Consider the following 25137-nt stretch of genomic DNA (forward strand, 5'->3'; position numbering starts at 1 on the left):
ATCAGGGTTTGGCTGTCGCGAGGATTTTCAATGCCTCGTCGTCCTTGTATTCATTCATCAATGCTTTCAGCTTGATTTTAAGATCGGCCGTCAGCTTTTCGGTTCCTTTTGTTCCGTAAATATTGGAAACCTCTTTCGGGTCTTTCTGCAAATCATACAATTCCCATGAGTCGGCTCCCTGATAAAAATAGACCAGCTTGTAGCGGTTTGTTCTCAACCCGAAATGCGGATACACGTGGTGCGGCTGCGGAAACTCGTAATAGTGGTAGTACGCTTCTTTTCTCCAGGGTGCCTGCGCGGTATGCGTGCCTTTCAGCAATGGTAAGAACGATTTGCCCTGCATATCAGCCGGCGTTTTTACACCCGCGATATTCAATACGGTTGGAGCCCAGTCTATATTTACCACGAGGTCATTCACTTTGGTCCCCGGTTTGATCACGCCCGGATAGCGGATCACAAATGGTGTTTTCAATGACTCTTCATAAATAAAGCGCTTATCGAACCAGCCGTGCTCACCGAGGTAAAAGCCCTGATCGGAAGCATAAATCACGACGGTGTTTTTGGATAACCCACTTTTATCCAGATAGTCGAGCAGTTTGCCGATGTTGCGGTCGAGGGAATTAGCAGTCGAGAAGTAATCGCGCAGGTAACGCTGGAACTTCCACTCGACCAAGGCCTTTCCAGTCAGGTTTTTATCGGTTACCTCTTTGGATACCTTGTCATAGTATGCTTTGAAAACCTTTTTCTGCTCCGCATTGAGTCGGTTATAGAGGAAATCCTTCTCATAATCGACACCTACTTTCAAGTCGAATTTCATGCGCATCGTTTTGTCAATGGTCATATCCTGGTCCGCAGCGGCTTTTCGGCCTTTGTAATCGTCATAAAATGTCGACGGCAGCGGGAAAGTCACATTATCATAGGCGCCAAGGTCCTGCAAATCGGGCATCCACTCGCGGTGCGTAGCTTTATGGCCAACGATCAGAAAAAAAGGCTTGCTATCGTCGCGTTTTTCGAGCCAGCCGGTTGCGAATTGGGTAATAAGGTCGGAAACGTAGCCGGTGTATTGGGTCGTGTCATTGGGCTGTCCGATGAACTCCGGGTTATAGTAATGCCCCTGATCGGGCAATACATTCCAATAATCGAAGCCCGCCGGCAGGCTGTTCAAATGCATTTTACCAATCCAGGCCGTCTGGTAGCCATTGTTACGGAGCGTTTCTGACAGCAACGTCTGGCTGGTGTCGAACTTCGTCCGGTCATTGCGTTTATAGCCATTCAGGTGGCTGTATTTGCCGGTGAGCAATGTTGCACGGCTCGGGCCGCATATCGAGTTGGTTACCAGGTTATTGGTCAGTAATGCACCTTCACGGGCGATGCGGTCGATATTGGGGGTTTTAACAATTTTATTGCCATAAGCACCGATTCCCTGATAAGCATGGTCGTCGGAAAAAATGAAAATAATGTTCGGGCGCCCAGCTGTTTGGGCGTGGCTCGTCGTGACTGACAAGACCATTGCAATCAGGCCGAAAAAGGCCTTCAAAGTCAACTTCGCAGGGTGGTTAAGAATAGCAAACATGAAATACTCTATATAATAGGTAGACAAAATAAACTTATGCGAAATCAATTCGCAAGCGTTTCGCCGGAATTACTTTACGAAGCCGGTTTCCGCCGGGTTTAAAATTACAAATTGATGATTTGTTTTCACTATCCTGTGATTTTAAAAGCAAAAAAGCCCGAGACGAATATTTCGCCCCGGGCTCTTCGACTATTTCGTTCAGGTTACTTGGTTTTTTTATCAATGGCTTCGGCCATTTCCAGATGGTGTCTCAAAGTCGGAAGTTTACCTTCCGCCCAGGCCTTCACATCAGGATCTTTGGCTTCTTTCGCAGCCTCTTCAAACTCACTGATATCCTCCTTATGGTCGTCTACCATAAAGGAAATATAGGCTTTATCAAATTCCTTACCCTGCTTTTTGGCAAGGTCATCGTACTTTTTCTGTTTGTCGTCACTCAGCATTGCGGGAAGGGTGATGTTTTTCTGAGCGGCGAGTGTTTTCAGTTCTTCGCCTGCCTTCGAATGGTCTTTCATCATCATTTCCCCGAATTTCTTCACATCGGCGCTGGCGGCATTTTTCTGTGCGAGCTCCCCGAGTTGTACCTCCATTAATCCGCCATCGGCGGCTGCCACGGCAAACTCAGAGTCATCTTCCAATGCCGTAGTGTCCAGTTTCGCTTCATTCTGCTCTTCTGCAACTTCTTTGCTATCCTCTGTCTTGGTGTTATTACAATTCGTAAACGCCAGCACAGTCGCTGCCATAAGGATACTCCATGCGATCTTTTTCATGATAGGTTTTCATTTTTTGATGATATGAGCCCTAAAAATTAAAAAACTATGCCATCCCGACCGAAAAACGGATATTTTTGTCGCCATCCGTAGACAAAACAACGTCCTTCGGGTTGTTCTGCCGTTTCCAAACCTACCTCTACCCTAGTTAATGAGCCCTTTTACCCCTTTACGGATTATACTGGCCGACGACGACCATGACGACACCTTTCTTTTTCAGGAAGCGCTGGAACAGATTTCACTGGAAACAGACCTTTCCATTGCTGAAAATGGGGCGGAACTTCTCCAAATATTAAAAGAAGCAGACGGCAAGCCCGACATCATATTTCTGGATATGAATATGCCCGTCAAAAACGGACTCGAATGCCTGGAAGAAATCCGCAGTACAGAAGGGTATGAGCAAGTACCGATCGTGGTACTTTCGACTTCGGTCTCCCAACATCTGTGGGAATCGGCTTATCGCAATGGCGCCAGCCTGTATATCCAGAAACCCAATAGCTTCAACAGCCTGATAGACGTCCTCAAGAAATGCCTGCTCGACAGGACGGGTGCGACGATGCCGGAGCGGGTGGAACAATTTTTGATTACTAATTAATCTTACAAGTTTCAATTTGCATTCAGTATGAGTGAAGCAACTGCTTTCGACACAGAGCAAGAATTATTTTTCAAACGATTAAGACAAGAAACGGCGGAAAGCCACCAGAAACTGGAAGGCAACCCGATTTCCAAGGCGATACTCTCTCCCTTCGTTTCCGTAAAGGATTATCAGACTTACCTGGCTGCCCTTTTCGGGCTGACCATTGCCTGCGAGGATCAGATATTTCCTATTATTTCACACGTTATCACTGATTTGGCCGACCGTTACAAATCAAGGCTGATCATCGACGACCTCCTCGCGACGGGGCTTTCGGAAGCCGAGATCGATGCGTTGCCGGTATACCGTTTCGAATTTTCGACCGTTGCCGAGGCGCTGGGGATTATGTACGTGCTGGAAGGCTCCACATTGGGCGGAAAGGTCTTATACCGGCATATCCATGAAGTGCTCGGCCTCACGCCCGAAAATGGCGCCTCCTATTTCTGGGGATATGGCCCACACACAGGGAATCTGTGGAAAAGTTTCATCTCGGCACTTACCCAATTTGTCGACGAACTTGATGAACGGGACGGCGTGATCGGCAGCGCAAAAAAAACTTTTACCATCATTGACAACTGGCTCGGGCAAACCGACCGGTCGTAACTGGTCAGCAGAAATGAATATCAAGGACATTGTGAACCGCGACATTGTCAATCTGACAAATTGCGAAAGTGAACCCATACACATACCGGGCAGCATTCAGCCCCACGGTTTTTTACTGGGAATACAAAGAGGGGCTTTCAGAATCGAGTTCTGCAGTGCCAACAGCGCCGATTTTATCGGCATCGGTCCGGAGAAGGTATTGGGCAGGCATATTTCCGATGTTTTCCCGGAAGAGCAAGCTTCACATTTCGCATTATACGCCGGCGCGGAAGCCATCGACTCCGCGAAGCCATTTGTTTTTACATTAAACGGGGTCTCGTTCAATACCACCGTTCACGGCAGCGGCAATCATGTGATCCTCGAACTCGAACCTTTTCCGGACGGAACTTTGCAGTTGCCGAACTTGTACACGCAGACCCGCAATTTCGTTTCGATCATGGAGAAATCCAGCGGGTTACTCGACCTCTGCCAGGAAATTGCTGACGAAACCCGCAGCATTACCGGCTATGACCGGGTGATGATCTACCGGTTCGATGAACAGTACAATGGAGAGGTAATCGCCGAAAGCCGGCGCGAGGACCTCGTTTCTTTTGCGAACCAGAAATACCCGCATACGGACATACCCGCACAGGCGCGAGAGCTGTACATCCGCAACCCGCTCCGGATGATCGCGGATATCAATTACACGCCCGTTCCGCTGCTGACAATCGACGATTCGCCCGTTAAAAACAATCAATCGCTCGATCTAAGCCTTTCGATTCTGCGGAGCGTCTCACCTATGCACATTGAATATTTAAAAAACATGGGTGTGGGCGCCACACTGACCATTTCGCTGCTCCAAAACCAGAAACTTTGGGGCCTCATCGCCTGCCACCATTACACACCCAAGATATTGCCGCACTATACGCGCCTTTCCGCATTATTGCAAGGACATTTTCTTACGTCCCAAATCGCAGTTCGCGAGGTTGCCGAGGAATACAATATTGGTGAAGAAGTAGATAAAGCGCTCGCGGAAGCGCTCACACTCCTGCACGAGACCGAAAATTTCATGGAAGCCTGCCATCAGTCACCGTGGTTGCTGAAACTCGCGAATGCCACAGGCGTTGCCATTTATCACGAGGGCTTATTGTATACCAACGGCCTGGTCCCCTCGGATGCCGAACTGATTGAACTGTTTGCGTTTTTGTCCGATGCATATCCCAACCAGACATTCGAAACCGATAACCTTTCCGACGTTTATCCAGCCGCGAAAGAGATTTCCAAATATGCCGCCGGGGTGATCTACCATTCGATGGTATCGGGTGATGACGGAATACTGTGGTTGAGACAGGAGAAAGTTGAAACAATCAACTGGGCGGGCAATCCTGATAAGGCTGTTTTGAAGAATGAAGACGGCGTCAGGCTTTCCCCCCGCAAGTCGTTCGAACTCTGGATGGAGATCGTGAAAGATAAGAGCACGCCCTGGCGGAAGTCGGAGATCAATGCGGCTTCGAGCTTTTCCTATGCGTTGCAAAAGCACATTAACTACCGGGTGATCAGGGCGCAGGAGGATCAGAACAGGAGCCTCAATGAAGAGTTACGTCTGGCTAATAAAGAACTCTCCAACCTCAACTGGATTTCGACTCATGATTTAAAGGAACCGCTACGGAAAATTCAGATTTTCGCCTCCAAAGTCCTCGATCGCGAGGATCCGGACTTGTCCGTTCAGGTGAAAGACTCTGTTGAAAGAATGCGTTTTGCCGCCGAAAAAATGCAAATGCTCATCGAAGACATCCTGGCCTACTCGAAGGCAGGCAGCATGGAAAAGGTCTTCGTAATGACTGACCTGAACGAGATCCTGCGGAAGGTTATTTCGGAGTTACGGGATACTATCGAGGAGAAAGAAGCTAGGCTTCATGCCGGAAGCCTGCCCTCCCTGGATATCATCCCTTTCCAGGTGCATCAGCTTTTTATTAACCTGATTGGCAATGCCCTCAAATTCGTCAAACCCGATACACGCCCCGACATCAGCATTACTGCAAGCATTGTGGAGGCCACAGCCATTCCCTCTGAAAAAACCGCAGCAGGCCACTACCATGCCATTGCCTTTCGCGACAACGGGATTGGTTTTGAAGCCGAATACGAAAGCAGGATATTCGATATTTTCCAACGCCTTCATCCGGCGCATAAGTACCCGGGAACCGGCATTGGCCTGGCTATTTGCAAGAAGATTATGGAGAACCATCGAGGGTTTATCGGTGCAAAGTCGGTGTTCGGGGAAGGCTCGGTATTCACCCTGTATTTTCCCGCTATGTAACGCCCCTGGGCCGTGAGTATATTGTTCCTCAGCTTAGCCGCTTTCCGGGTAGGGCTGGGGATTTTTTATGGGAATTGAACGGCGTAATGCAGCCAGCTGCGCATTTTAACTGCACGCCAAGGGCTGGTATTAAATTGTTATGACCTGCGGGAAAAACCAATGGTAAACCACATGTCAGCAGCCGCAGCTCTTGAAATAACCACCGACGAACCTGTACTCACAGCCCGGCAATTCAAAAAATTAAGAAAGAACCCTGCATTGACTGCGGAAGCGGCGGGGCTTCATTACGTCCAGTCCGCGAATGCACCGGGTTATACCCGCAAGGGGAAAGCACCCAGGTTCTACTACACCGACAGCGACGGCCAGCGCTGCAAGGATCCTCAGGCGATCAAACGCATCAAGTCGCTGGTACTTCCGCCCGCCTGGACCAACGTCTGGATCAGTGCCGACCCCGACGCGCATTTGCAAGCCACAGGCATAGACGCGGCCGGTCGGAAACAATATCGTTATCACCCATTCTGGAATCTCATCCGGAACCAGACCAAATATTACAAATTGCTCATGTTCTCGGAAGCCTTACCCGCATTACGCGAGCAAGTGGAGCATGACCTCCGGAAACGTGATTTCGACCTTTCGAAAGCCATTGCGCTGGTGATCAAGCTGATGGACAAAACCTGCATGCGGGTAGGGAATCAGCGCTACAAAATTCTGCACGGATCGTCAGGTATTACCACGCTCGATGCGCGCTGCGCCACGGTTTCCGGCAGCCGCATCCGGTTTGCATTCAAGGGCAAAAAAGGTATCCGGCAAGACATAACCCTGCGCGATAAGCAACTGGCACGGCTGGTCCAACAATGCAAGGAAATGCCCGGAAAAAGGCTTTTTCAATACATCACCGAAACCGGCGGAAGATGTGCCCTGAATGCCCAGCAGGTAAACGACTACATTCGCCGACATACAGGTGCCAATTTTTCAGCGAAGGATTTCCGGACGTGGATGGGCACGGTAACGGCATTCGAATACCTCAGCCACCAGGAACAGCCCGTTTCCCAACGACAACTGACGCGTATCAAAAATACCTGCCTCGATGCGGTAGCCGCACATTTGGGCAATACCCGGGCCGTTTGTAAGAAATATTATGTACATCCAGCCGTTTTCAGAGCTTATGAAAACAACCGCATTCAGCGCTTTCTACAAAAAGAGGTGGAAGAAACCGCCCATTTCTCCGAAACTGAGCAGCGCGTACGTGCATTACTGTCGCGCCCTGGCTAAACAGATAAGTTCTGATCAGATGCAACCATTAGTATACAATCCTTGTCACAAACTATGACATTGATTTTCGAGGACATTATAACGCTTATATAAGAAAAATGGGTGAGACCGGAAGGCTCACCCATTGCTGTTTGGTATCATCGGAAATCATCGCAGGTCCACTACTTCCACGCCCGGATATTGTTTGGCATTGAAAGCGAAGAAGTTGTCGGCCACATTGACGTCGGGCACAAACTGATCTACTTTATAAGTTACTTCCTGCCCATTTTTCTGAAAAATCTTCCAGCTGCTGATCGATTTATCGGCCTTATTCACTTCGATCTGCACCTTATTGACCTGGCTGTTTTTATTCGTCGAGGTCAATTCAACAACTTCGAGTGCCTTGCCAGCTTCCTGCTTTTCTTTTACAAAAGCAGATTTAAAGCCTTTTTTATAGGCTGTATAAATTTTCGTCGGGTCGAGATCGCCGCCGGCAGCGGGGTCGAAATCCTGCAAATTCACTTCATTGGTTTCCTTGATGTAAGTAGCCATCAATTTACCATCATTAAAGATCTCCTGACCTGCCATTTTCAACCGAAACTTCGAACCCTTCACAGTCGCTTCTCCTTTCAGCGGCTTTTCACCCTTGGTAATGTAGGTAAAAAGTGCTTTAAAGGATTTGATCTTCTGGTACTTGCTGCTCATGGCGTTCAGAATCTCCGATGACTTTTTGTCGCCCTGCGCATGAGAAGTGAATGGAGCCAAAATGGAAATCGTCAATACTGCAAGCAAACAAGCACTCTTCTTCAAATTTCTCATATTCAATGATTTAATTCCTACTAAGTTTATACAAACGGGGTTTTAAGTGAAATATTTCAATTTTAGACTTTGCAAAATTACAATGGTTTAACAGCGCCCGGACTAATTTACACCCATTACGCGAAGGTGCTCTTCCAGCATATTAAGGTCATGAAACATCACATCGCGTGCTTTGCTGCCTGTGAACGGACCAACCACTCCGAGCACCTCTAATTGATCCATAATACGGCCCGCGCGGTTGTAGCCGAGCTTCATTTTACGCTGGATCAGCGACGTGCTGCCCTGCTGGTGCGTCACGATCAGTCGTGCGGCATCGGGCAGCAAACTATCGAAATCGTCCGGATTTAGTTCGGCTTTACCTTCTGCCGCATCCTCGCCTTCGTATTCAGGCAACGCATAGGCCTCATCGTAACCACGCTGCCCTCCGATGTACTCGCAAATATCCTCGATTTCACGGGTGTCGATGAACGGACATTGCAAGCGGATCACTTCCGAGTTAATCGCCAGCAGCATATCCCCCTGCCCTACGAGCTGTTCGGCACCGCCCATATCCAGAATCGTCCGGGAATCGATGCTCGATGTTACGCGGAACGACAGACGCGCCGGGAAGTTGGCCTTGATCAAACCCGTGATAACCTTCACCGAAGGCCGTTGCGTGGCTACCACCAGGTGAATACCTACCGCACGTGCCAGCTGCGCCAAACGCGCAATCGGCGTTTCGACCTCCTTACCGGCGGTCATCATCAAATCCGCCAACTCGTCGATCACGAGCACGATATAAGGCAGGAAGCGGTGCCCTTTTTCGGGGTTCAGCCTTCTTGCCGCAAACTTCGCATTGTATTCTTTCAAATTCCGTACCGCGGCCTCTTTCAGCAGGTCGTAGCGCGAATCCATTTCGATACACAGGGAATTCAATGTAAAAATCACCTTTTTGGTATCGGTAATGATCGCCTCTTCCGCATTCGGAAGCTTGGCCAGGAAGTGCCTTTCCAATTTGTTGAAAAGGGTCAATTCCACCTTTTTAGGGTCAACCAGTACGAATTTGAGCTCGGCCGGGTGCTTTTTGTAAATCAGCGAGGCCAGGATCACGTTCAGACCCACTGACTTTCCTTGCCCGGTTGCCCCTGCCATGAGCAAATGGGGCATTTTCGCCAGGTCGGCGATATGGATATCGTTTGAAATGGTTTTACCCAAAACAATCGGCAAATCGTAGGTTGATTTCTGAAAACGGTCGTTCGCAAGTACCGATCGCGCAAAAACCGTCTCCCGGTTCTTGTTCGGCACCTCAATACCGATCGTACCACGGCCTGGCATGGGCGCAATGATACGAATCCCCAGCGCAGCAAGGCTCAATGCGATATCGCCTTCCAGGTTCTTAATTTTGGATATCCGCACCCCTGCTTCCGGGATGATCTCGTAAAGCGTCACCGTTGGCCCGATCGTCGCCTTAATTTTGGATATATTGATACCATAGCTGCCGAGCGTGTCGACAATCTTGGTTTTATTACTTTCCAGCTCTTCCTGGCTTACTTTTTCATGCTGGTTTTCGAATACTTCGTTCAGCAGGTCGATCGTCGGGAAGTGGTATGACGGCAAATCGAGCATCGGATCGTATTGCCCGAATTCGCGCAAAATCGACGCATTCACATCTTCATCCTCGAATTCCTCCTCCGCAGCAACCTTTGCCTGGGTAGTATCCTCCACTTCCAGTTCGAGCAGCGGCTCGGATGGCACGGCCGATACTTCCATCGGCATGACGGGCAAGTCAATGCTGGTCGATGCAGCCGGTACGGCCGGCGCCTGAGGAGTCACCGGCAATATAACCGCAGGATGCGGCACCACGCGGGGCGCCTCTTCTTCGGTATCCAGATCAGAGTCCGGCTGCTCTTCCGGTGCCAGCACCTCGTCGTCATACGTATCATTCACTACCGACACAAATGTGCTTTCGGGAACAGTTTCTTCCTCGGTTTCGACGGGAGCTAGCGAACCGTCACCAGTTTCTTCGGCCGCAACTTCCGGCTTGGAATGCCTCGCCTGCCACGATTCGTACTTATCCCGCACATCATAAAAGAATACCGCGAACACGAACAATGCGAAAAGAATGGGTAATACACTCCCCCATTTCAGCCAATCGAAAAGCGAAACGTTTACCAGGTAGCCGAAACCTCCCGACAGGAAGCTTAGCGTGTTCTCGGTATTACTCATGAGAATGATATAGCCCATCAGCACGCTTACCCAAAGCGTAAAAAAGATCACTTCTTTGGTAGTTCTGCCCAATGGCAATATTTCTCTCCCAAACGCCATTTTCCATCCTGCCACAAAAGGCACGACCGGCAGCAACAATGCGCCCAACCCAAACCAGCGATACACGAAAATGTGTGAAACCACGGCCCCGAGCACCCCCAGAAAATTGCGGGTCTGCCGTCCGGCATCGCGGATAGACTGATGCCCCAGACCGTCCAACACGCTCTGATCCGAAAGACCGGTGACGATGTAGGAAAAAAAAGATGTTTCCAAGATCAATCCCAGTACGATAAAGAATGTGCCCCAGGCCAGCGTATTCTTCGGGCTGGTGAAAATGTGTTCCCAATCGAGGGATACACGAAAGCGGGGAGCTGTGGCCTCCTCCGGTTTCTGGCGCTGTGTGTTACCTCTTGGCTTGTTGACTGACATTTATTTCAATTCCGGGAATGCGTGAAGTGCTGTGTTTTCTGATTTTACTTCCTGACCAATGCTTTGCAGATCCTGCTGACCACACCGGGTCCTTCGTAAATAAAGCCGGTATAAAGCTGAATCAGGCCGGCGCCTGCGTTAATTTTCTCCAAAGCGTTTCCGGGAGTAGCGATACCGCCGACTCCGATAACGGGAAATGCATGATTGGATTGTTCACAAAGGTAACGAATTACTTCCGTCGAGCGATGTGTCAACGGCGCACCGCTCAATCCACCCGCACCTATTTGCGCCACTTCGGCCTGATCGGTTACAAGTCCTTCGCGGCTGATCGTCGTGTTGGTAGCGATGACGCCGGCAATGCCGGTTTCCTTTACAATATCGATAATATCGTCCAGCTGGCTTGTCGTCAAGTCCGGCGCTATTTTCAGGAAAATCGGTTTCGGGTTAGCTTTCTCCCTGTTTTTGGTTTGCAGTTCTTTCAAAATCTCGGTTAGCGGCCCTTTCTCTTGCAAATCACGCAAGCCGGGCGTATTCGGCGAGCTTACATTCACTACAAAATAATCCACCACATCGAACAGCTCGCGAAAGCAGATCAGGTAATCGCTCAGCGCCTGCTCGTTCGGGGTATCTTTGTTTTTACCAATATTCCCTCCTACCAGGATTTTAGATTTCCTTTTCGCCAATTTCGCCGCAGCTACCTGCACTCCCTTGTTATTGAAACCCATGCGATTGATCAGTGCCTTATCCCTTTTGAGACGGAACAGGCGCGGCTTGTCATTTCCCGGCTGAGGGCGCGGCGTCACCGTCCCGATCTCGATATACCCGAAACCCAACGCTTCCAGCTGGTCCACCATTTCGGCATTCTTATCGAACCCTGCGGCCAGTCCTACCGGGTTACGGAACCGCAAACCGGCCACTTCCTGCACCAGGTCAGGATGCTCGTAGGTGTACATCGCACGCATGATCTGCGGCACGAAAGGGATTTTAAAAGCGAAATGCAGCGCTTCGCACACAAAATGGTGAATGCGCTCAGCGTCAAACAGGAAAAGTATAGGGGAGATCAGAATCTTATACATCCTGCAAAAATAGAATGTTTCGCAGGAAGGGGGAGGGAGGTGGGGGAATTTTATTTTAAGTCTTGCAGTAGTTGTTTCAAATGGCCGTCAGTGATCGATACGGTTTCCGACTTGTCGTAAATGCTCATAAGGAAGACACATTTGTCTACAATTTTGACATGCGTTATCAGCCTGCCGCCTCCACTTTTGCCTGCGCCCTTGCTTTTAATCGCGAAACGGATTTTGTAGCAGTTTTTGAAAACCTCCGTCCCCATCCACGGATTTTCTTGCAGCATGTCGCCCAATTTATCTACGTCTTCCTGCAACGAAGGATATTTTTTCAAAAGTCGTTTAAATTCTTTTCTAAAATGTAGTGTGGTAATGATCTCAAAGCTCATTCAGAAACTCTTTTAAAGTTCATTCAGAAACTCCTTTAGTGTCTTAGGTTTGATCTTTCCTTCCTGAATCAATTTCACTTCTGCAAATCCTCTCTTGATACTCTCCGCAATATCCTCCGCGGTTAGCTTTTTCTCAACGCTCTTTTTCTCCTGCTGAGTTTGCTTCGCTTTCTCCTTTACTGTGATCCGAGGTTCCATTTGACTTCTGTTGTTTTGATGCAAAACAAATATAACCAAAAAAAGCACCCCGCCGTGGCGGAATGCTTTTACCAATGTGCAAACTAACAGCCTCACTTCTTCTCCGGCCACACATACTCGAACTTGCCGTTGATAGGCGCGCCGAAGTAGTTGACCCCCAGGAAATCGAGGCGTTTTTTGTGAACTTCCATGCGTTTGTTGAAATCTTCGAAGTTCTTACCCTCTTTCGAAGTCCAGCCTACTTCGGCCAATGCGGTAGCGCGGGGCCATACCATATATTGTACGTAGGCAGGGGTTTTCATGTATTCGGTCCATACGTTGCCTTGCACACCGAGGATATGCTTCGCTTCGTCAGCTGAAAGTTCCGCTGGGGTTGGCTCATAGGAATAGGACTCGGCGAGGTCGGTGAAGCCGCCGATCGCTATGGGCTGCGTTTTAGCTTCGGCCTGATAATGGTCGAGATAGCAGAAGTTGCCGGGCGTCATGATGACGTCGTGGCGTTCTTTCGCAGCGGCGATACCGCCTTCAATGCCGCGCCAGCTCATTACCGTTGCATTTGGTGAAAGCCCGCCTTCGAGGATTTCATCCCAGCCGATCATGCGGCGGCCTTTCGCAGTAATAAACTTGTCAATCCGCTTGATCACATAGCTTTGCAGACCGTGTTCATCTTTCAAACCTTCCTTTTGAATGATGCCTTGGGCAAAACGGCTTTCCTTCCACTGCACTTTCGGGCATTCGTCGCCGCCGATGTGGATGTATTTGCTCGGGAAAAGGTCAATTACCTCGGTCAACACGTCTTCCAGAAACTTGAAAGTCTCCTCACGCGGCATGAAAACGTCGTCGTAAACACCCCATCTGGTGCCAACTTCATAAATTTTATCAGGATTGTTACCCAGTTGCGGATAAGCTGCCAATGCTGCCAGCGCGTGCCCCGGCATTTCGATTTCCGGAATCACGTTCACAAAGCGGTCCTCGGCATATTTAATTACTTCTTTGATTTCACCCTGCGTGTAGAAACCCTCATAAGGCTTGCCATCGTACTTCTGATCGCCGTAATGGCCCTTCATGGTCTCCTTGCGTTTCGAGCTGATGGTTTTCAGTTCAGGATATTTCTTGATCTCGATGCGCCAGCCCTGGTCGTCGGTGAGGTGCCAGTGAAACTGGTTCTGCTTGTGCAATGCGATCAGGTCGATGTACTTTTTAACAAACTCGATCGGCATGAAATGACGGCAAACGTCGAGCATCAGCCCGCGGTAAGCGTAGCGCGGCACATCTTTGATTGTCACATAGGGAACTACCCATTTTACCCCAGCAACCGGCGTTTCGCTGAATACTTCGGCCGGCAACAGTTGCAGCAGGGTTTGTACTCCATAGAATGCCCCTTTGGCAGTTTGCGCCTGGATCGTTACCCCTTTGGGTGTCGAAAGCAAGCGATAGCCTTCTTCGCCAAGGCTGGCATCCGCTGATACCGCAAGGGTAATATCACCCTTGCCTTTCGCGGTAGAAACAGCTTGTCCGGTGGCTTTGCCTAGTTGTGCGGCCAGCATCTCTGCCACGTGCGACCATTTGGCATCGGCAGGCGCGCCGATCTTCGTTTTGGCTTTGAGCGTCCATGCACCTTTGGCGGTCAGGACCTGGGTTGGTTTGGGGATCACGTTAATCTGCGCCATTGCCGAGTGTACGAGCACGCAACAGATTAGTCCAAAAAGGAAACGTTTCATGAATTAGGAATTCCGGTATTTATTAAAAATATTTAAAAATACTGCAAGTTATCGTATTCCTATTTTAAAATACTGCGAATCTTAAATTTTTTATAATTTTATGTAATTATCTCAAAAAAGGGTACGTTACCATAAATAGATGTAACTTTGTACTCATTAAAGCTTTACAGCTTGGTTTAGTTACATTTCAAAATGTCCGACCAGCATATTTACCCTGCTTGGCTCCTAATAAAATCTAAATCCTATACCCGTGAAAAGAAGTCTGTTGCTGAACAGCATTGCCCTACTTTTACCTGCACATTTACTTCTCGCTAATCCTGGTACCCGCCCGCTCCCTCTGAATGGTACAAAATCACAGCGTGTCCTCGGTGGTAAGCTTGTGGGCAAAATCGTCGAAGGCCCTAACAATGCCGGGGTCGCATTTGCTACCGTAGCCCTGTTGATGCCCAAAGATTCGTCGCTCGTTAACGGCGCGGTGGCGGACGAGAACGGGGCGTTTGTCATCGCAGAGGTGGCGCCGGGGAATTACCTTCTACGGGTGACGAATATGGGTTACCAAACACTCTACCGCCCGAATGTCAAACTGGCGGCCGAAGCCAGTCTGCTCGATCTGGGGAGCATTACGGTGCTACCCGAAGCGCAAAAGCTCGCCGAAGTGGTGGTGAAAGGCGAAAAGACCATGATCGTCGACGATATCGACAAGAAAATCGTCAATATCGGCAAGGATATGCTTGCGACGAGTAATAACGTGAGCGACCTGCTGGAAAAGGTGCCTGCCGTTTCCCTCGATGAAAATGGCAATCCACAAGTGCGCGGAAAGGGAAATGTGGTGGTACTCATCGACGGGAAGCCGTCCAACCTATATGGGAGCGATCTCCCGACGATTTTGCAATCTTTCCCCGCGAACCTGATCGAGCGGATCGATGTAATGACGACACCTTCCGCAAAATATGAAGGCGAGGGTGCATCAGGGGTGATTGACATCATTACCAAAAAGACGAAGATCCGGGGCATGAACGGTGGTGCCCGGCTGAGCATCGGAAATAGAAACAACAATGCGGCGTCGGGTAACCTGAGTTATAAAGTAGGCAAATTCGGCTTGAATGCGTCGCTGAGCGGACAAACCCGCGCCATGACCTGGGAGAGGACTTTGAGCCGCGACAACTTCGTCACCGAATCGACTTCGCATCTGCAGCAGGACGGTACCGGCGGCAACAAAGGCAAGAATGCATTCGGGCGCGTCGGGGTCAATTATGATTTCAACGACAGAAACTCCATCGAAGCCGGCGTAAACTACTCGCGCGATAACAACCGCAACAACAGCAATGTCCTCAACGAGACGACGCTCGCGTCGGGAGTGGTATCGGAAACTTTCCGCCGCCTGAACAATAGCAAGGGCAATGGCAACAACCTCAACTTCAACTTCGATTATCGCCTGAAATTTGCTGAAAAAGACCATCAGCTCAATTTTAATTCGAGCTACTCGCTCGGCGGCTCCGACGGAGAATCGTATTTCTCGCAGGAAAGCACCGTCGACAGCCTGCTGCGCAATCAGCAAAACCTTCGCAATAACGACCGTCATTCTCTTTTCCTGAATGCCGACTATACCTGGCCCATTACCCCGAAAGCGACTCTGGAAGCCGGGGTACGCTCACGCAGCAGCTCAAATGACAATGTGAACGCATTCTATAACCTCGACCGCGAGACCAACAGCTACGTTTTTGATAACAACATCAGCAATGTATTCGGCTACAAGGATGCTACCTATACCGGGTTCATGACATTCTCGCAAAAAACCGATCTCTGGGGTGTGCGGGCCGGATTGCGGGTGACCGACTACAATCAGGATATCAACCAGATCAGCCGCAACCAGGATTTCAGCGTACATTTCCTGACGCTCGTACCGTCGTTCGCGGTAACGCGCAAATTGGGAGAGTCTTCGCAGATGAAGCTGAATTACAGCCGTCGTGTGCAGCGTCCCGAAGCCGACTGGCTGAACCCTTATACCGACGTTTCGGATCCGCGCAACGTCAAAACCGGTAACCCGAACCTTCGTCCGGAGTTTACACACAAGGCTGAAATGGGTTATTCCAACTATGAAGCCAATGGCGGCTGGGGCCCTTCACTTTTCATGGATTACTCCAACAATGCGATCACACAGATCCGCACGATCGACGAGACTGGCGTTTCGCTCACCAGATACGACAATGTTGGTCGCGAATTCTCATATGGCTTTGAAACCGATTTCTCTCAAAAGCTCTTCGGAGACGTGCTGAAAATCAATGGCAGCGGCCGCGTTTTCCGTAGCGAAGTGGTATCGGCTGTCGCTGGGATCGACAACCGGACCTGGAGCTACTCGGGTAACCTCAATGCATTCATTTCGCTCCCGGCCGACTTCCGCGCATCCGCCTACGTGAACTACGAAGGCCCGCGGGCAATCGCACAAGGAACACGTGACGGCGTTTTCATTGCCAATATGGGTATCCGCAAGGATTTACTGGAAAAGAAAGCGACCATTTCGTTCAATGTGCAGGACATCTTCCTCTCCCGGAATTACAGAAGCCAGCTAAATACCGTTACTTATTCGCAGTCGTCGAACTGGCACCAGACCAACCGCCTGGTGAACGTGACATTTCAATACAGATTCGGCAAAATTTCCGCAAGCGGCGACGATGCCTGATCCAAACGGCAATAATTGTTAATATATGTGAAAAGGAAGGGTCGGTTCGGTCCTTCCTTTTCATTTACAAGCAGTTCGCGATAGGCTCAGAAAGCGCCGCTACAATGATTTCTCCCTGGATTCGGCGCCATGGAACGGTTTTTGCAAATAGCTCGCGCAGGAGTCGATTAATTTTGCTTATTTAAACCCCGAACACGTGAAGTGATCTAAAAATCGGAATTCCTGACATTCGGAATTCCGGAAGATCAAAAACTTTAAACAAAATTTTTACACCGATGAAAAAAATCAAAATGCTGGCCGCGCTGCTATTGATAGCGGCTGGTTCTTACGCACAAAAATTGCCCGCTGACTCCATATTTTCACAATTTTACAAGGCAACGGGCGGCAAAGCCTTATGGGATGGCGTAAAATCCTATAACTTGACAAGAAGCTATTCCGCGGCAGCAGCCACTCCATACAATGCTGTGATTACCGCCTCCATTCCCGAGCAGTCGATTTATAAAAACAAAACCATCATGAAACGCAGTTTTGTATACACCGTGAAGGGAGACCAGGGATGGATCAAGGTGCCGATCGGGCAGAGAGTGGATGTGAAAGACCTCAGCCAGGCCGAACAACAGAACATGCGGATGGAATTGTACGATAACCTCGTACCGTTCATCAATTACAAAAATCGCGGACTAATCGCTACCACCGTCGGTACCGAAACGCTCAACGGTGTGCAGGTAAACAATGTCGAATTGCAGGGTAAAGGTGTAAAATACAACCTCTATTTCGATGCTAAATCAGGCCTGCTCGTTCGTCAGAAAATGAACCAGGCGGGCGTGGAAACGACCAGCGATTTATCCGATTATGCCAAATCTGCCTACGGTATTTTGTACCCTACCAAAATCGTGGAACTTAACAGTTCCGATAAGAAGCCTGTGACGATCAAATCGGCGCTGACAGTGAACGAAAATGTAAACGTCGAACTGTTTAAAAGATAACAAAAGACGCATTATGCTGTCCTAACGACCTGCCAGCCGGATGTCACCGGCATCTGGGCTGGCGGGTTTATTGAAAACCAAGATTCTCAACGCCTCGATATGGCGGAAAACAGCCAGGGATGAAGAAAGCACTGAAAGTATTGGCCATAATAATCCTGACAGTTTTGATTCTGGTTGGCGTGTTGATCTGGGGAATCCAGACACCGTTCGGCCAGAATTTTTTAACGTCCCAGGCAAATTCCTTTTTGCGTAAAAAACTCAAAACCAAGGTCAATATCGAAAAAATCCGCTTTGACATTCCCGACTGGGTATTGCTCGAAGGTGTCTATTTCGAAGATTTACACGGCGACACCCTCGTTGCAGGCAAGCGCCTGTACGTAGACCTTGATATGTACAGCCTCATCAACGGCGACATTGGCATTAACAAAGTGGAACTGGAAGACGTGAATGCCCATATCAATCGCGTTTTGCCCGATACAACATTCAATTTCCAGTTTATTGTCGATGCATTTGCAGGTACTGACACGGAAGTCGACACGACGCCGTCGAAACCGCTCAAAATGCGCCTGGATCAGATTTCATTGAAAAAGGTCCGATTCTCTTACCGCGACGCAGTGATCGGCACAGATGCCTCGGGGAACATCGATTCAGCCGTTGTCAAGTTCGATAAATTCAACCCGACGATTTCACAGTATCACCTCACCAACACGGCATTGCATAACAGCCAGGTGAAGCTGAGAATGTACCCTGCTGTGAAAGTGGCTGCCGCCGGCCCCGAGCCGAAGCCGGACCCGGCCGATTCGCTGGATATTAAAGCGGGCGATATCGATATCCGGCAGTTCAAATGGGAGTTTGACGATGAAACATCTGGATTGAAAAACGGTATGACCATCGGGAAACTGGCGGGGCATGTGAACAGCGTTTATATGGGCAGCCAGCGTGTGGACGTAAAGAATGTTTCGCTGCAAAACATGTCGCTTTTTGCAGAATTTGCCAAAAAGCCGAAAACAAAAGAGGAAAAGAAGGACACTGCCTCAATTAACACAGAAACTCCCGGTTGGTATGTAAAAGTGGGAGAAATCAAACTGGCGGACAATGATATCCGGTACGACGATTTCAATTCCCCTGCTGTGCCCAAAGGTCTCGACTACGCACACCTCAACATCAGAGACCTGAATGTAGATTTGCGGGATTTCCTTTTCTCGCCGAAAAACATCGCAGGTGCATTAAAATCCGCCTCATTCAAAGAAAAAAGCGGCTTTCGCCTTGATGCATTCCGTACCGACTTTGCTTATGGCGACCAGGAAACCTACCTCCGCAACCTGTATCTCAAAACTCCTAATACCCTTTTGCGCGACGAGCTGAGCCTGCGTTACAAAAGCCTCGACCAGCTCACTAACGACATTGGCAAGGTAAAACTCAAACTACGTCTCACCGACAGCCGCATTGCATTCGCGGACATTCTGCTTTTGGTGCCGGATCTGGCCAAAACCCCGCCATTCGACAAGGAACCGAACGGCATTGTAAAAGGTACTGGCCAGATCACCGGATCGGTAGACGACATGCTTATCTCCAAGGCGAGATTTACTATGCTCGACGGCACCGTGCTGAGTACGGATGGCCGGCTGAGGGGCCTCCCCGACGCAGAAAAGCTCGCGATGGATTTGAATATTAACGAAATATCCTCTACCAGGGCCGATTTGCTCAAAATGCTGCCCGACAGCACAGTCCCCGCTTCGATCGAACTGCCCGACGCGATTAAGATCTCCGGGAAAGTGCATGGATCAATGGAAAACCTCACCCTGGCAACGACCATAAACTCTTCATTTGGCACGGGAACTTTCTCGGGTAATCTCAAAAACATCACCGATAGCCTTCGGGCGCAATATAACGGCACACTCACGCTCGCGGAATTTGACCTGGGCAAGCTCACTAAGCAACCACCGGCTGAAATGGGCAAACTTACGCTACGTGCCGATGTGGATGGGACAGGGTATGCGCCGAAAACGATGAAGGCAAAGCTGGACGGCAATATTGAAAGCGCAGATATTAAAGGTTATGTCTACCAAAACCTGAAATTGAAAGGTGATATCGACCATGGCCTGGCCAATATTTCGGCGAATATGGACGATCGTAATATTGATCTCGACCTGAATGCACAGGCTGACTTATCCAAAGAATATCCCTCGGTGAAAGCCGACCTCGAAGTGGCAAACCTGGACCTTACAGCCCTGAATCTGTACGCAGATTCATTAGAGGTAAAAGGAAGCATTAAGGTAGATATGCCTTCAACTAATCCCGAAAACCCGCTGGGGAGCGTGGATCTCGACAGCCTGACACTGGTGCATCACCGCAAGCCGATCGGCATTTCCAATATCCATGCGCAGTTGACCGATTCCAGCGGCGGCAAACAGGCTTATATTGAATCGCCGATTCTGAAAGCCAAAATGACCGGCCAGTATTCTTACACAGAAATTGGCGACGCGATCCTGACCGAGATAGGAAAGCATTTCAAATCACCCGACCTGACTTATAAGGAAATTACCAAGCCGGTGAATTTCGCACTGGATGCTACGCTGACCAACCACCCGGCCATTCAGATTTTCGTGCCCGAAATACGGGAAATGAAGGCGATCCAGCTGCATGCGCAAATGGATAACCAGAAGGACTCCTCCCTCGTAGCCCGTCTGAATATACCGATGATCAATTATGACAGCACCATCGTAGAGCGAGTGGCGGTGAATTTCAGCACCACGGAAGCCAATGCGGCTTTGAATGCGAATGTAGGCCAGGTCAATACCGGCGGTTTCAGAATGCAGAATGCTTCGCTGGCTAGCCAGATCGTCAACAATGATGTCAAATTCGATTTCGTCGTCCGCGACTCTGTGAATACCGAACGGCACGCTGTAAAAGGCGATCTGGCCGTCAACAACAACCAATATCGCCTCAACCTGCGCGACGACCTGCTCCTGAATTACGACAAATGGGAGGCAGACACAGCGGGCTACGTGCAATACGCGTCCGACAGCGTGTACGTGAAGAACCTGGCCATCACCAACAAAGGGCAGTCGTTGAAGATCAACTCTACTTCCGAAGCACCTAACAGCCCGCTCGACATCGAAATGTCTAACATCTCCATCGGCCCGCTGATCGAGATCGCTACGCTCGATTCGACGCTCGCGACCGGTACATTGAATGGAAAGGTGCTACTCAGCAACTACATGAGCGCGCCGGTGTACACGGGCGAATTGACGATCAATAACCTGGCGGTAACTAAAATACCGGTTGGCGACCTGGCGCTGAAATCGACGAATGAGACCGAAAACCTGATCCGCGTGGCGATGTCGCTCGTGAGCGACCAGAACGACGTAAGCCTCCGGGGAAGCTATAACCTGAAATCCGAAAGTCCGATGGATTTCAAAATGGATTTGAAAAAACTCAGTGCCAAAACGATCGAGGCATTCAGTTTGGGTGAATTAAAACGTGCAGAAGGCAATCTGACCGGCGATATTGCTATTACCGGCGCAACCGACAGCCCCAGGCTCGACGGCGCCGTGAACTTTGACAATGTGGCGTTCAACGCAACACAGTTGGGATCGCGGTATTCGCTCGGGGGGCAGAAGATTCAGTTCAAGGGGCAGAATATCAATTTTAACAACTTCACTGTAACCGACTCGCTGAACCAGGCGATGAAGATTAATGGAAACGTGAGCATTGCGAAGCTGCCGGATGTGGGGTATAATCTCAATATTTCTGCTAAAAATTTCAACGTCCTGAATTCGACCCAGAAAGAGAATGAACTGTTTTTCGGGAAAGCCAATATTGACGCTAACCTGACCGTAAAAGGCCAGGGTTCGAATTCCGTGATCGACGGTAACGTGAAAGTAGATCCGGGAAGCAATATCACCGTAGTAATGCCCAGCGACGCTACCGAAGCCGGTGACGCTACCAAAGGTGTGATCGAGTTTGTAGACATGAGCAATGGTGTCGAGGCCGTTAAAAAGGATTCTGTGGAAGCGGCGCAAAACGTGACGGTGGATTTCGCTTCGCAGATTTCGCTGGATATCGATGTAGACGATAAATCGGAATTTAAAGTCGTGATCGATGAGCTGAATGGCGACAACATCCGGCTGAAAGGGAATGCACAGCTGAATACGGGTGTGGCGCCGAACGGGCAGCTCTTCCTTCTCGGCTCTTATGACCTGACGGAAGGCTCCTACGACCTGACGCTGCAAATCCTGAAACGGCAGTTTAAGATCAAAAAGGGAAGTACACTCCTCTGGACCGGTGACCCGATGAGAGCCGATTTAAACATTACCGCTTCATATCCAGTCATGGTCGATCCGGGTTCCATTGACGCCAAATTCCAGGGCGCGAGCAAGATACCAATAGAAGTGCAAATCGTAATCACGGGAAACCTCACAACGCCCAATATCGCATTCCATATCGCCATACCTGAAAATTCTGTCGACAAGTCGGTTGAAGACGGCATCGCCGCACAGACATTCTGGAAAGATATGCAGAACAATCCGTCCGAGGCGAACAAGCAGGCTTTCGCATTGCTTATCACCAACAAATTCATCACCGACCAATCGACGGCCGGCTTCAATATCGGTTCCAGCGCGGAGGCGGTGGCCCGCCAAAGCGTAAGCCAGCTGCTCACCGACCAGCTCAATAACCTGGCCTCCGACCTCGTCAAGGGTGTTGATCTCAACATCGGCCTGAATTCCACGGCCGACCAGACCACCGGTGCCCGCACCGACCTGAACGTGGGCCTGAGCAAGGCATTCCTGAACAACCGGTTGAAAATTTCGGTAGGCAAGAACTTCGAGCTCGAAAGCAAAGGCAATTCGGGTAATTCAACCGAAGTATTCGACAACATCGCCCTTGACTACTCTATCAGTAAAGACGGCAGGTATATGTTCCGGGGCTATCGGAAAAACCAGTACCAGTCGATTCTGGAAGGTTTCATTATCGAAACCGGGGTGAGTTTTATCATTACTGCGGATTATGACCTGTTCCGCGAAATTTTCCAAAAGCAGCACAATGAAAAATAACATAGGATATATACTGGCGATCTGTATTTTCCTGGGTGGCTGCTCGGTCAACAGATATGTACCCGAGGGCCAGAGCATTTATGTTGGCAACAAGGTCAATGTGCAGCCTGACAGTATTTCCAAACCCAATGTATCGGGTATAGCCGATCAGTTGGAAGAGCTGATCAAGCCGCCGGTAAACAAAACCATTTTCGGCTTTCCATGGAAGGTATGGTTTTACTACTGGATCGGCGAACCGAAAGATGAAGGCGGGCTGCGGAGCTGGTTCCGGAAAAAGCTCGGAGAACCACCGCGTTATGCGACACAGCGCATTGTAGATATCAATGCAGCCAATATGGTTGCGTTTCTGGACAATGAAGGCTACTACCGTTCCAATGTCAAAGGCAAGGTTATACCTAACAAAAACAAAAGAAAACGCACGGCGATCACGGAATTCGATGCCTATGTGATGCCGCGTTATGTGATCAACGAGGTTAATTACGTCGTGCCCGACAGTTCGCTCTTCAACCGCGACCTGGTTTTGGCCAAACAAAAAACCTTACTGAAAAAAGGTGACCCGATCCGCCTCGAAGTGATCACAACCGAACGTACGCGCATCGACCAGGAGTTGAAAGGGAAGGGATATTACTATTTCAACCCCGATTATCTGATCGTAAAAGTCGACTCCACTATTGGCCGCGCCGATTCCACGTTGGGGCCGCAACAGGTTAACCTTTTTCTCGAAGTTAAGAAGGAAACGGCCCAGACTTCTCTGAAACAATATTATATCAACCGCATTTACGTCAATACCGGTACCGAGGAAAACAAGCAAGCCGACTCCACGGGCCTCGCTGCGCGCGGACCATTACGCCGGGGCATTACCGTCACGGATCCCGGGCACCGTTACAAACGCAGGATATTCTACGATGCCATTGGTTTCAGGAGGGGAAATTTGTATACCAACACCATGCACGACGTATCGCTGCAAAGGCTGATCAACCTTCAAAACTTCCGGTTCGTTAAAAACCGTTTCGACCTCGTTCCCCGCTCCGATTCCGCATTGCTGGATGTATACTACGACCTTTCGCCGATGAAGAAAAAGTCGCTGCAGACTATTCTTTCCGCGAGTACCAAATCCAACAACCTGGGCGGATCACAGCTGGACGTGACATGGCGTAACCGTAATTTCTTCCGTGGCGCGGAAATGCTGGCAGTCAACGCATATTTTGGATTTGACGTACAGCTCGGTGGAAGCCGCACCACTTCCAACAATATCGGAAACGAATACATCCGGTATGGTGCCAAAGCCGATTTGTCGTTCCCCAGGTTTATCATCCCGTTCGTAAGAATAAGACCTGAAAAGAGCCAGGCTTTGCCCAAAACCATTCTCTCACTGGCCTATGAAAACCGGATACAGCGCAACTTTTATACCACCCGCTCCATCCGGGGGGACTGGTCGTATATATGGCGCCGCAATTCAGAGGTGGAGCATACACTCACGCCGATATCCATCAACTTTGTAGAACCGAGGAATATCAATACGGAGCTGCTCGGGGAAATCGCAACGGATCCGAATACCAACCCAACGGACATCGACCGCCTTTTCAGGCTTGTGGATACCAAGTTCTTTATCATGGGGTCGAACTACTCGGTATCCTACCGCCCCACCCCAAGGCCATTCAGCAAAAACCAGGTCGCGATGCTTGGTGGCGTCGAATGGGGAGGGAATGTTTTAACTATGCTGACGAAGAAAAACCCGGAAGGCTACCCGAGAGAATTTCTCAGAGTACCCATCCTGCAATATGTGAAGGTAGATGGCGATGTAAGGTACTACCGCACGATCACCCCTTCGATTAAATGGGCGAACCGCATTCTCGTGGGAGCAGCCAAACCCTATGGCAACTCGAAAACGATGCCTATGCCGCAATTCAAACAGTATTTTGCAGGCGGTAGTACGGGGATCAGGGCATTTCGTCCTCGGTCACTGGGACCCGGCGCCGTTGCCCCAGATACATTATCCATTCGCTTGATCGGCTACCAGTCTTTTGCTGATATCCGCATGGAATTTAATTCGGAAGTACGGATGAAATTCACCGATATTATTAACGGCGCCATTTTTGTAGATGCCGGAAATATCTGGTCGTTCGGCGATAGTACCCGCGCCGCCTACCCGGGTACGGCATTAATCAGCAATAAATTTTTGAAACAAGTGGCTGTCGGCGGCGGCATTGGCCTACGTCTGGATTTCTCTTACCTGATTTTCCGCCTCGACCTCGCAACACCTTTCCGCAAGCCATGGTATGTGAACGAGGTTAAAAATGTGAGCGATGAAGGCGTTGTGGAATACAAAAATCCATGGGTATTCAACGAAATCAATTTCGGAAGCCGGGCTTGGAGGAAGGAGAATCTGATATTAAATATTGCTGTCGGGTTACCATTCTAGACGG

The 25137-nt window shown here is 49.6% G+C and carries 16 protein-coding genes; 8 read left to right on the forward strand and 8 right to left on the reverse strand.

What is annotated here, in order from left to right; genetic code table 11:
- Position 1 precedes the first annotated feature (1 nt).
- Positions 2-1573, reverse strand: a complete 1572-nt coding sequence (locus AC2YIT_RS05005; protein WP_430841852.1) for a sulfatase family protein — start codon at positions 1571-1573, stop codon at positions 2-4.
- 203 nt (positions 1574-1776) lie between these two features.
- Positions 1777-2340 carry a DUF4142 domain-containing protein gene (locus AC2YIT_RS05010; RefSeq protein WP_430841850.1) on the reverse strand — a complete coding sequence of 188 codons (564 nt, stop codon included), beginning with the start codon at positions 2338-2340 and terminating at the stop codon, positions 1777-1779.
- Positions 2341-2491: 151 nt separating this feature from the next.
- On the opposite strand from AC2YIT_RS05010, the gene AC2YIT_RS05015 reads away from it, so the two are divergent.
- The 4 genes from AC2YIT_RS05015 (at position 2492) to AC2YIT_RS05030 (ending at position 7145) form a co-directional block, all read left to right on the forward strand.
- Positions 2492-2935: a response regulator gene (locus tag AC2YIT_RS05015; protein ID WP_487278428.1), complete on the forward strand. Its 444-nt coding sequence runs from the start codon at positions 2492-2494 to the stop codon at positions 2933-2935.
- Between the two features lie 27 nt (positions 2936-2962).
- A complete protein-coding gene (locus AC2YIT_RS05020; RefSeq protein WP_487278429.1) occupies positions 2963-3577 on the forward strand; it encodes a biliverdin-producing heme oxygenase in 615 nt (204 codons plus the stop codon).
- Positions 3578-3590: 13 nt separating this feature from the next.
- A complete protein-coding gene (locus AC2YIT_RS05025; RefSeq protein WP_487278430.1) occupies positions 3591-5873 on the forward strand; it encodes an ATP-binding protein in 2283 nt (760 codons plus the stop codon).
- Between the two features lie 171 nt (positions 5874-6044).
- Positions 6045-7145 carry a DNA topoisomerase IB gene (locus AC2YIT_RS05030; RefSeq protein WP_487278431.1) on the forward strand — a complete coding sequence of 367 codons (1101 nt, stop codon included), beginning with the start codon at positions 6045-6047 and terminating at the stop codon, positions 7143-7145.
- Positions 7146-7292: 147 nt separating this feature from the next.
- Here AC2YIT_RS05030 and lolA1 read toward each other — a convergent pair whose 3' ends face one another.
- From lolA1 to AC2YIT_RS05060, 6 genes are all read right to left on the reverse strand, one after another.
- Entirely contained in the window at positions 7293-7943 is a 651-nt protein-coding gene (gene lolA1 / locus AC2YIT_RS05035; RefSeq protein WP_430841840.1) for an outer membrane lipoprotein periplasmic chaperone LolA1, read from the reverse strand.
- Positions 7944-8045: 102 nt separating this feature from the next.
- Positions 8046-10616: an FtsK/SpoIIIE family DNA translocase gene (locus AC2YIT_RS05040; RefSeq protein ID WP_487278432.1), complete on the reverse strand. Its 2571-nt coding sequence runs from the start codon at positions 10614-10616 to the stop codon at positions 8046-8048.
- 44 nt (positions 10617-10660) lie between these two features.
- Complete coding sequence (locus AC2YIT_RS05045) at positions 10661-11692, reverse strand: quinone-dependent dihydroorotate dehydrogenase (protein ID WP_487278433.1); 1032 nt, start codon at positions 11690-11692, stop codon at positions 10661-10663.
- Positions 11693-11742: 50 nt separating this feature from the next.
- Positions 11743-12069: a hypothetical protein gene (locus tag AC2YIT_RS05050; protein WP_430841834.1), complete on the reverse strand. Its 327-nt coding sequence runs from the start codon at positions 12067-12069 to the stop codon at positions 11743-11745.
- A gap of 12 nt (positions 12070-12081) precedes the next feature.
- The gene (locus tag AC2YIT_RS05055; RefSeq protein WP_430841832.1) at positions 12082-12267 is read right to left on the reverse strand and encodes a hypothetical protein; all 186 of its coding nucleotides are present in this window, start codon (positions 12265-12267) and stop codon (positions 12082-12084) included.
- Positions 12268-12359: 92 nt separating this feature from the next.
- Entirely contained in the window at positions 12360-13988 is a 1629-nt protein-coding gene (locus tag AC2YIT_RS05060) for a beta-N-acetylhexosaminidase (protein ID WP_487278434.1), read from the reverse strand.
- A gap of 250 nt (positions 13989-14238) precedes the next feature.
- On the opposite strand from AC2YIT_RS05060, the gene AC2YIT_RS05065 reads away from it, so the two are divergent.
- The 4 genes from AC2YIT_RS05065 (at position 14239) to tamL (ending at position 25133) form a co-directional block, all read left to right on the forward strand.
- Positions 14239-16668 carry a TonB-dependent receptor gene (locus tag AC2YIT_RS05065; protein ID WP_487278435.1) on the forward strand — a complete coding sequence of 810 codons (2430 nt, stop codon included), beginning with the start codon at positions 14239-14241 and terminating at the stop codon, positions 16666-16668.
- A 275-nt stretch (positions 16669-16943) separates the two neighbouring features.
- Positions 16944-17654 carry a hypothetical protein gene (locus AC2YIT_RS05070; protein WP_430841826.1) on the forward strand — a complete coding sequence of 237 codons (711 nt, stop codon included), beginning with the start codon at positions 16944-16946 and terminating at the stop codon, positions 17652-17654.
- Between the two features lie 119 nt (positions 17655-17773).
- Positions 17774-22711, forward strand: coding sequence for a translocation/assembly module TamB domain-containing protein (locus tag AC2YIT_RS05075; RefSeq protein WP_487278436.1), 4938 nt, complete (start codon positions 17774-17776; stop codon positions 22709-22711).
- Entirely contained in the window at positions 22701-25133 is a 2433-nt protein-coding gene (gene tamL, locus AC2YIT_RS05080) for a translocation and assembly module lipoprotein TamL (RefSeq protein WP_487278437.1), read from the forward strand. The genes AC2YIT_RS05075 and tamL overlap by 11 nt, the downstream gene beginning before the upstream one ends.
- The last annotated feature ends 4 nt before the right edge of the window (positions 25134-25137 follow it).

It is taken from the genome of Dyadobacter sp. SRI_021 (assembly GCF_057586235.1).